The organism is Streptomyces bobili, from assembly GCF_002154575.1.
GTDB lineage: Bacteria > Actinomycetota > Actinomycetes > Streptomycetales > Streptomycetaceae > Streptomyces > Streptomyces bobili.
In genome coordinates this window covers 1-9188 of record NZ_MUBA01000077.1, presented here as the reverse complement: position 1 = coordinate 9188, position 9188 = coordinate 1, and the positions used below count along the sequence as shown (strand labels likewise).

General features: G+C 71.9%; 11 protein-coding genes. 7 read left to right on the top strand and 4 right to left on the bottom strand.

All coding sequences use genetic code 11. From position 1 onward, the window contains the following. Positions 1 to 36 precede the first annotated feature (36 nt). Together BZL64_RS07425 and BZL64_RS07420 are read left to right on the top strand one after the other, a co-directional pair. On the top strand, positions 37 to 585 hold the full coding sequence (locus tag BZL64_RS07425; protein ID WP_086767337.1) for a VanZ family protein: 549 nt from the start codon (positions 37 to 39) through the stop codon (positions 583 to 585). Between the two features lie 98 nt (positions 586 to 683). Continuing rightward, positions 684 to 887 carry a PspC domain-containing protein gene (locus BZL64_RS07420; protein ID WP_086767335.1) on the top strand — a complete coding sequence of 68 codons (204 nt, stop codon included), beginning with the start codon at positions 684 to 686 and terminating at the stop codon, positions 885 to 887. A 69-nt stretch (positions 888 to 956) separates the two neighbouring features. Here BZL64_RS07420 and BZL64_RS07415 read toward each other — a convergent pair whose 3' ends face one another. Further along, positions 957 to 1310, bottom strand: coding sequence for an ATP-binding protein (locus BZL64_RS07415; protein WP_086767333.1), 354 nt, complete (start codon positions 1308 to 1310; stop codon positions 957 to 959). Positions 1311 to 1451: 141 nt separating this feature from the next. Then, positions 1452 to 2609 (bottom strand): adenosine deaminase, encoded by a 1158-nt coding sequence (locus BZL64_RS07410; RefSeq protein WP_086767331.1) that lies wholly within the window; start codon positions 2607 to 2609, stop codon positions 1452 to 1454. Positions 2610 to 2722: 113 nt separating this feature from the next. Here BZL64_RS07410 and BZL64_RS07405 point away from each other — a divergent pair, with 113 nt between their 5' ends. Beyond that, entirely contained in the window at positions 2723 to 3484 is a 762-nt protein-coding gene (locus BZL64_RS07405; protein WP_086767329.1) for an alpha/beta hydrolase family protein, read from the top strand. Positions 3485 to 3506: 22 nt separating this feature from the next. On the opposite strand, the gene BZL64_RS07400 is transcribed toward BZL64_RS07405, so the two are convergent. Continuing rightward, entirely contained in the window at positions 3507 to 4457 is a 951-nt protein-coding gene (locus BZL64_RS07400) for a LysR family transcriptional regulator (RefSeq protein WP_086767327.1), read from the bottom strand. Positions 4458 to 4520: 63 nt separating this feature from the next. Between BZL64_RS07400 and BZL64_RS07395 the strand changes: the two genes are divergently transcribed. Both BZL64_RS07395 and BZL64_RS07390 read left to right on the top strand, forming a co-directional pair. Next, positions 4521 to 5810, top strand: a complete 1290-nt coding sequence (locus tag BZL64_RS07395) for an MFS transporter (protein ID WP_086767325.1) — start codon at positions 4521 to 4523, stop codon at positions 5808 to 5810. Positions 5811 to 6001: 191 nt separating this feature from the next. Next, positions 6002 to 7018: a sigma-70 family RNA polymerase sigma factor gene (locus tag BZL64_RS07390; protein WP_086767323.1), complete on the top strand. Its 1017-nt coding sequence runs from the start codon at positions 6002 to 6004 to the stop codon at positions 7016 to 7018. Here BZL64_RS07390 and BZL64_RS07385 read toward each other — a convergent pair. Continuing rightward, complete coding sequence (locus BZL64_RS07385; protein WP_143663032.1) at positions 6902 to 7288, bottom strand: STAS domain-containing protein; 387 nt, start codon at positions 7286 to 7288, stop codon at positions 6902 to 6904. The two genes, BZL64_RS07390 and BZL64_RS07385, sit on opposite strands and share 117 nt — an antisense overlap. Positions 7289 to 7386: 98 nt before the next feature. On the opposite strand from BZL64_RS07385, the gene BZL64_RS07380 reads away from it, so the two are divergent. Continuing rightward, positions 7387 to 7965, top strand: coding sequence for a TetR/AcrR family transcriptional regulator (locus BZL64_RS07380; protein WP_086767320.1), 579 nt, complete (start codon positions 7387 to 7389; stop codon positions 7963 to 7965). 4 nt (positions 7966 to 7969) lie between these two features. Beyond that, entirely contained in the window at positions 7970 to 9139 is a 1170-nt protein-coding gene (locus BZL64_RS07375; RefSeq protein ID WP_086767318.1) for a GDSL-type esterase/lipase family protein, read from the top strand. The last annotated feature ends 49 nt before the right edge of the window (positions 9140 to 9188 follow it).

The following is a 9188-nucleotide window of genomic DNA, read 5'->3' as shown; positions in this document are numbered from 1 at the left end:
GGAACCGATCCCGCCACCCCTCGCGTCTAGGGGAGCGTGCAGCGTCAAGGCATCGGCGGCAGCGCCGTGATCCGCATCCGTGCGGCCGGGAGTGTTCTCCTGGTCGCACATCTCCTGTTCGTAGCCTGGCTCACGCTGCGCCCACTGGACGTCCCCTGGGTGATGCCCACCAACCTGCACCCCCTCGCAGGCATCCAGGCCGACCTCCGGCTGGGCTGGCCCGAGGCGGCCCGCCGCATCGGCGAGGACCTGGCCCTGCTGGCCCCGCTGGGAGTCCTCCTCCCGCTGGCCCACGGCAGACGGGCCGTCGCCCCGCTGGCCTCCCTGGTGCGCACGGTCACCGCGGGCGCCCTGCTGTCCCTGGCGATCGCCCTGCTCCAGACGGGCGTGCCCGGCCGGGTGGTCGACATCGACTCGGTGCTGATGAACACGGTGGGCGTGGCCCTGACGCACGCCGCGCTGGTCCCGGCGGCACGGGCCTGGCTGGGCCGGCGCGGTGCACGGCGCACGTTCCCCCCGGCGGGTCAGGAGGAGCAGGCTCAGGGTCTGACCCCGACGATTCCCAGGGTCGGTATCGCCCCGTAGAGCGACGTTTCATCCGCTTCGTCTTCGTAGCGTTGTGGTCAGAAAGGGGCAGCCATCAGGGCCCGCCCCGGACCGACGCTCACGAAGAGGAGCCGCAGATGTCCAGCAGCCTCGCCCGCCCCACCCACGGCCGCATGATCGGCGGAGTGTGCGCCGCGCTGGCCCGCCGCTTCGGCACGTCGGCCACGACCATGCGCGTGATCTTCCTGCTCTCCTGCCTTCTGCCGGGCCCGCAGTTCCTGCTCTACATAGGGCTGTGGATCTTCCTGCCCTCCGAGGGCAAGGCACGCACGGCCTGGTGAACGCGAAACGCCGTCGGGGCGCGCCCGAAGAACAAGGGCGCGCCCCGACGGCGTACACGGGGGGCAGGGTCAGCCGAGCGGGATCCCGTTGACCGGCAGCCCGTGCGTGGGCAGGCCCTGCAGCGGCAGGCCGCCGAGCAGACCCGCGACGGGGGCCGTGGGGCCCTCGGCGAGCAGCTGCTGGGCGACGGGCTGGACGGCGGTCAGACCCGCGCCGACCGCCGGCTGGGCCTGCGCGAGGGCGTCTCCGGCGCCCGGCAGCGCCTGGGCGACGCTCTCCGCCGGCAGCGTCCTGGTGACACCGTCCAGGGCCTGGGTGGCGTCCGGAACGGCCGGGGCGGCGTTGGCGGCGCCCGCACCGGCGGCGGCGAAGGCGGCGCCGAGGGCGGCGACACCGAGGGTCTTGACTGCAGACTGCTTCATGATGAATGCGTCCTCGAATACGGGGAAACTGAGCGGTCCACGACCGTAAACACGGGACACCGCTCACCGCAAACAACGAAATGCGGACGGATCGTGAAGACCCGTCCGCACCCGGAGGCCGGAATTACCGGAAATTCGACCTCAGCCGTCCAGGGAACCGCTGGTGGAGGCGGTCTGCTGGAACAGCCATTCGGACTTCAGCTCCGCATAACCGGGCTTGATCACGTCATTGATCATGGCCAGCCGTTCATCGAAAGGAATGAATGCTGACTTCATAGCATTGACGGAGAACCACTGGAGATCGTCGAGCACATAACCGAACGCGTCGACAAGGTGCTCGAATTCCCGGCTCATACTGGTGCCGGACATGAGCCTGTTGTCCGTATTCACGGTGGCCCTGAAATGAAGCCGCCGCAGCAGTCCGATCGGATGCTCTGCGTACGACGCGGCGGCCCCGGTCTGGAGGTTGGAACTGGGGCACAGCTCCAGCGGGACGCGCTTGTCGCGGACGTACGAGGCGAGCCGCCCGAGCTTCACCGAGCCGTCCTCGGCGATCTCGATGTCGTCGATGATGCGGACGCCGTGCCCGAGCCGGTCGGCACCGCACCACTGGAGGGCCTGCCAGATGGACGGCAGCCCGAAGGCCTCGCCCGCGTGGATGGTGAAGTGGTTGTTCTCGCGCTTGAGGTACTCGAAGGCGTCGAGATGCCGGGTGGGCGGGTAGCCCGCCTCCGCGCCGGCGATGTCGAAGCCGACCACGCCCAGGTCGCGGTAGCGGTTGGCGAGTTCGGCGATCTCCAGCGAGCGGGCGGCGTGCCGCATCGCGGTGAGCAGGGCGCCGACGCGGATCCGGTGGCCGTTCGCGCGGGCCAGCCGCTCGCCCTCCCGGAAGCCCTCGTTGACGGCCTCGACGACTTCTTCGAGGGTGAGGCCGGCGTCGAGATGCTGCTCGGGGGCGTACCGCACCTCGGCGTAGACGACGCCGTCCTCGGCGAGGTCCTCCGCGCACTCGCGGGCGACGCGCACCAGGGCCTCGCGCGTCTGCATGACGCCGACGGTGTGGGAGAAGGTCTCCAGGTACCGCTCCAGGGACCCGGAGTCGGCGGCCTCCCGGAACCAGAGCCCGAGCTTGTCGGGGTCGGCCTCGGGGAGCCGTGTGTACCCGGTGTCCCGGGCGAGGTCGACGATCGTGCCGGGACGCAGCCCGCCGTCGAGGTGGTCGTGCAGCAGAACCTTGGGCGCCCGGCGGATCTGCTCCGGGCCGGGGACGGCGCCCTTCTGGATGCTCTGGCTCGTCATTTTCGCACCGTAACCCCTACGCGCGTAGATCGCTCGGTGGGCAACTCGGTCGATACGCAACGGTGACCGCACGGCCGGGTGGAGTACACCGGCGCTTCTGACACTGTTCTGTCATGGGACAGCAAGCGACGCCGCTTCGGTCGGCCAGGTTGGGGAAGGCCATCGGTCCGGAGCCGCAGTCGGTGAGCGGGGCGGTACTGCTGCTCCCGGAGGGCGAGGAGATCTCCGCTCGCAGACCCTCACCCCTGTGGCCGAGCACCTCCGTCCGCGCCCTCGGGCGCAAACTCGCCCGCGCGGGACGGGAGGAGGGGCTGGCCGTCCATGTGGTGCAGTACCGCTACCGCGGCTGGAACGGCACCGAGGCCCACCTGGCCGCCGACGCCTCCTGGGCGGCGGACGAGATCGTACGGCTCTACGGGGACGTCCCCGTGTGCCTGGCCGGCGTCGACATGGGCGGGCGGGCCGCCCTGCACGCGGGTGGCCACGAGGCCGTCAGCTCCGTTCTGGCGGTCGCCCCCTGGTTGCCGGAGGAGGACGTGGCGGTGCCACCCGAACCGGTGAAGCAGCTGGTGGGCCGGCGGGTGCTGATCGTGCACGGCACCAACGACGAACGGACCGATCCGGAGCTGTCGTTCCGGCTGGCGGCGCGGGCGAAGAAGGCGAACCGGGACGTGTGCCGGTTCGAAGTGCACTCCGACGGGCATGGGTTGCACCAGCACCGGGCCGAAGTGCTCTCCCTCTGCGAGGACTTCGTGATGGGGGTGCTGTTCGGGAGAGGGTTCTCGCGGCCGGTCGAGGACGCGCTCGCGGCCCCGCCGCCGCTGGGCCTGCGGATGCCGCTGGCCTCCGGATTCGGCCGGTCGTTGCGGCGGTAGGCCGTAGGCGGGAGCAGTCCTGCTACGGCAGCAGGTTGCCCCTTCTCGACAGCAGGAACTTCTTGAAGGCCGCCACCGGGGGTGTGTCCGGGTGGCCGTCCAGCCAGGCGACGCCGATCTCGCGGGCCGCTCTCGGTGCGGTGACCGTCAGTTCGACCACGCCGGGACGCGGCACGGCGGGGGGTGGGAGCAGGGCCACGCCGAGGCCCGCGGCGACCAGGCCGCGCAGGGTTTCCGCCTCCTCGCCCTCGAAGGCGATCCGCGGCCGGAAGCCGGCCTCCTGGCAGAGGTCGTCGGTGATGCGGCGCAGGCCGTAGCCGGGTTCCAGGGTCACGAAGGCCTCGTCGGCGGCCTCGGCGAGGCGGACGCGCCGGCGGGCGGCGAGGCGGTGGTCGGCGGGGACGACCAGGCGCAGTTTCTGTTCGTCGAGACGGCGGCCGACGAGATCGGGGGCGACCGGGACGGGCGAGGTCAGGCACAGGTCCAGTTCGCCGGCGCGCAACCGCTCCAGCATGGCCTCGCCGTAGTTCTGGACGAGGCTGAAGCGGACCCAGGGGTGGTCGGCGCGGAAGGCGTGGATCAGGCCGGGGACGGTCTCGGCGCCCATGGTGTGCAGGAAACCGAAGGCGACCTTCCCGGTGGCCGCGTCGGCGTCGGCGCGGACCTCGTCGGCGGCGCGTTCGACCTCCGCGAGTGCGCGTTCGACGGAGGTGAGGAAGGTGCGTCCGGCGGGCGTGAGCGAGACGGTGCGGCCGCGGCGGGCGAACAGGTCGACGCCGAGGTCCTGTTCGAGGCGGACCATGGCCCGCGACAGGGTGGACTGCGGGACCTGCATCTCCTGCGCGGCTCGCGTGACGTGCTCGGTGCGGGCGACTCCCGCGAAGTACGCGAGCCGCGGGGCGAGCAGTGTGACGATGTCTTCCGTGTCACCGGACGGTGACAGCTGACCCTGTGACCTGTGCTGATGCGCCATGGGAACGATTATGACGATTCCATGCATTGGACGGATGAGCGGGGCGGTCCGTACGTTCGAGGCATGTCTCCCGCCAGTACCGGGGCGTCCACCAGCGTGGACGCCGTCCCGACCGTTCCCGCCGCCGTCTCCCCCCGCTCCCCCCACGACTCCCTGATGGCTCCGGGCGGTCCCGGTTACCGCCGGATGAGTTTCGCCCTCTTCCTGGCCGGCGTGGCGACCTTCGCCCTGCTGTACTCCACGCAGGCGCTGCTGCCGCTGATCTCCGGCGAGTTCGGGGTCTCGGCGAGCGACGCGAGCTGGACGGTGGCGGCGGCGACCGGCGGGCTGGCCCTGTTCGTCCTGCCGATGAGCGCCCTGTCGGAGCGCTACGGCCGCCGTACGGTGATGACCGGCTCGCTGGCGGTCGCGGTGACCCTGGGTCTGCTGGTCCCCTTCGCGCCGTCGCTGGGCTCGCTGGTGGTGCTGCGGGCTCTGCAGGGGGCGGCGCTGGCCGGGCTGCCGGCGTCCGCCACCGCCTATCTCGCGGAGGAGGTCCGGCCGCGTGCCCTGATCACCGCGATCGGCCTGTTCGTGGCGGGCAACAGCGTCGGCGGGATGAGCGGCCGGGTCATCACCGGCTGGGTCGCGCAGGAGTGGGGCTGGCGGGTCGCGGTCGGCGTGATCGGCGCGGTCGCGGTGGCCTGTGCGATCGCCTTCCGGCTGCTGCTGCCGGCGCCGCGGCACTTCACGCCGGGCTCGCTGCGCCCGGCGGTACTGGCCCGCACGGTCCGCGACCACCTGGCCGACCCGCTGCTGTGCCGCCTGTACGCGATCGGCGCGCTGTTCATGACCGTCTTCGGCGGGGTCTACACGGTCATCGGATACCGGCTGACCGAGGCGCCGTTCTCGCTGCCGCAGGGCATCGTCGGCTCGATCTTCCTGGTCTATCTGGTGGGCACGGTGTCCGCGTCGACGGCGGGCCGGCTGGTCGGCCGGCTGGGCCGGCGCGGGTCCCTGTACCTGGCGGGCGGCACCACGGCCCTGGGCCTGCTGGTCTCCCTCGCGGACTCGCTCCCCCTGGTCCTGCTGGGCCTGGTGCTGATCACGGCGGGCTTCTTCGCGGGGCACGCGGTGGCGTCCTCGGCGGTCAGCAAGACGGCGACGACGGGCCGCGCGCAGGCCTCGGCGCTCTACCAGTCCGCGTACTACATCGGCTCCAGCGCGGGCAGCACGGTGGGCGCGGTGGCGTTCCACGCGGGCGGCTGGGCGGGCACGGTCGGCGTGGGGATCCTGGCGGTGCTCGGCGTCGTGACGATCACGGTGTTCGGGACGCGGGCGGCGCGCCGGCAGTCGCCGGCCGCCGCGTACTGAGACCGTTCCGCTCCCCCGGCGCCCAGGGGTGCCCCTTCGGGGGCGTGCCCTTTCGGGGGCGCCCTCACCACCCCCTTGTGACCTGCTGGTTTGTCGACTCGGGGGGCCATTGTCAGTGGGCTGCGGTAGCTTCCGAGGTACTGGGGCGCACAGGCGCGTGACAGAACGGCCACAGGGGTGGGTGGACGACGATGAGTGACGGTACGGCGACGGTGGACGACCTCGACGCCAGGCTGGAGAAGCACCGGGTCGAGCTGACGGGGTACTGCTACCGCATGCTCGGTTCCTCCTTCGAGGCGGAGGACGCGGTGCAGGACACCCTGGTGCGCGCCTGGCGGAGCTACGACAAGTTCGAGGGCCGTTCCAGCCTGCGTTCCTGGCTGTACCGCATCGCGACGAACGTCTGCCTGGACATGCTGAACGCGGGCAACAAGCGGGCCCGTCCGATGGACCTCTCCGAGTCCACGCCGCTCGCCAAGGCGGCGCTCTCGCCCCGCCCGGACAACACCTGGCTGGAGCCGATGCCCGACGCGCGCGTGCTGCCCACGGTCGAGGACCCGGCGGAGGCCGCCGTGGCGAAGGAGTCGGTGCGGCTGGCGTTCATGGCCGCGCTCCAGCAACTGCCGCCGAAGCAGCGGGCCGTACTGATCCTGCGCGAGGTGCTGGCGTGGCGGGCGAGCGAGGTCGCCGAGCTGCTGGACACCTCGGTCGCCTCGGTGAACAGCGCGCTCCAGCGGGCCCGTGCGACCCTCGCCGAGCGCGCCGACTCCGGTGCCGAGGCCGCGGTGTCCGACCCGTTGGACGAGGAGCAGCAGAAGCTCCTGGAGCGCTATGTGGCCGCCTTCGAGGGGTACGACATGTCGGCGCTGACGGCGCTCCTCCATGAGGACGCCATCATGACGATGCCGCCGTTCGACCTGTGGCTCACGGGTCACGACGACATCGCGGGCTTCATGACGACGATCGGCTCGGCCTGCGAGGGCTCGCGTCTGCTGCCGGTCCAGGTCAACGGTCTGCCGGGCTTCGCGCAGTACAAGCCCGACCCGGAGAAGGGCGGTTACACGCCCTGGGCGGTGCAGGTCCTGGAGATCTCAGACGGCCGCCTCACCGGATTCCACTTCTTCCTGGACACCGAGCGGTGGTTCCCGCTGTTCGGGGTTCCCCTCCACCTCGAAGCGGAGGCCGACGAGATCGAGCAGGGCGAGTAGCGCGGGGTCGGGGGCGCGCAGGCGTATGCGTCCCCCGCTCCGGCGGGCGGTCAGCTGGAGCCGGGCCAGCAGGTCGACGGCCGTCAGCCCCGGTGCCCCGAGCCCGGCCACCTCGCAGACGACCAGGCCGCCCGCGGCGCCCTTCAGCAGGCCCCGCAGGTCGTCGCAGAATCCCGCCACCTGGCTCCGGGCGAGGGGGCCGGCCAGGGTGAGTACGGGGGGTGTCGTCGCGTCCACGGGGGGTAGACCGGCCGGGCTCGCGTAACTCATCGTCGCCACCGGGCTAAGCCATGCGCGAGTTTGCCTAATACCTTTAGTCAGATGCAGACTGATGTCCGCTGACCGGCGAGAGGACCTGGAGAAGTGTCATGGCACGCGTAGGCCTGACCCCGGAGCGGCTGACCCGGGCGGGCGCGGAGATGGCCGACGAGGCCGGCTTTGATCAGGTGACCGTCTCGGCGCTGGCCCGCCGGTTCGACGTCAAGGTCGCGAGCCTGTACTCGCATGTGAGGAACTCGCACGACCTGAAGACGCGGATCGCCCTGCTGGCCCTGGCGGAACTGGCCGACCGGGGCTCCGCGGCGCTGGCCGGACGCTCCGGCAAGGACGCCCTCACCGCCCTCGCCGACGTCTACCGCGACTACGCCCGCGACCACCCCGGCCGCTATGCCGCCGCGCAGTTCCGCCTCACCCCGGAGGCGGCCGCCGCCAGTGCCGGGGCCCGGCACTCCCAGATGACCCGGGCCATCCTGCGGGGCTACGACCTCGCCGAACCGGACCAGACCCACGCCGTCCGGCTGCTCGGCAGCGTCTTCCACGGATACGTCACCCTCGAACAGGCCGGCGGCTTCAGCCACAGCGCCCCCGACTCCCAGGAGTCCTGGACCCGCATCCTCGACGCGCTCGACGCGCTGCTGCGGAACTGGCCGGCCACGGAAGCAGGCTGAAGCGATGGCTCCCGAGATCCACTGGATCACCACCCCCGTCACCGCCGGCCTCCTGCGCGGCGCCCTGGAGACCGAGCGCACCGAGCACGGGCTGCTGCCGCACCGCCTGCCCGCCTGGGCCCGCGCCCAGTGCGCCGACGGGCAGCTGGCCATGGCCGAGTCCCAGCCGTCCGGCGTCCGGCTGGCCTTCCGTACCCGGGCCACCGCCATCGAGCTGGACACGCTTCCCACCAAGCGGCAGTACGTGGGTGCCCCGCCCCGGCCGGACGGGTTCTACGACCTGGTCGTCGACGGGCGTCCGGCGGGCCGGGGCACCGTGTCGGCGGGGCACGTCCTGGTCGTCGACATGATGACGGGCGGCTCCGAGTGGCGGCCCGGCCGCCCTGGCACGCTGCGCTTCACGGATCTGCCCGAGGGCGCCAAGGACGTCGAGATCTGGCTGCCGCACAACGAGACCACCGAGCTGGTCGCCCTGCGCACCGACGCGCCCGTGGAGCCCGCGGGCGCCACGGACCGGCGGGTCTGGGTGCACCACGGCAGCTCCATCAGCCATGGTTCGGACGCCGCCGGTCCGACCGGCATCTGGCCCGCGGTCGCCGCCCGCGCCGGCGGGGTGGAGCTGGTCAATCTGGGGCTGGGCGGGAGCGCACTGCTCGACCCGTTCGTCGCGCGCGTCCTGCGGGACACCCCGGCCGACCTGATCAGCGTCAAGATCGGCATCAATCTCGTCAATCTGGATCTGATGCGGCTGCGGGCGTTCGGGCCCGCCGTGCACGGGTTCCTCGACACCGTGCGGGAGGGGCATCCTCGTACGCCGCTGCTCGTCGTGTCGCCCGTGCTGTGTCCCATGCATGAGGACACTCCCGGGCCCAGCGCGCCCGATTTCCGGGGGCTGGAGCAGGGGATGCTGCGGTTCGTGCCCATGGGGGATCCGGCGGAGGTGGCCGGCGGGAAGCTGACCCTCCGGGTGATCCGGGAGGAGCTGGCGCGGATCGTCGGGGAGCGGGCTGCCGATGATCCGCGGCTGTACTACCTCGACGGGCGGGAGCTGTACGGGGAGGGGGACGCGGAGGAGTTGCCGCTGCCTGATCAGTTGCATCCGGACGCGGCTACTCATCGGCTGATGGGGGAACGGTTCGCGAGTGCCTTCGGCGAAGGGGGCGTGTTCGGGTGAGGGGCGGTGCCCCCAGCCTTTTTCCCGCCCCCGCCGCCCCGTCCCGTCC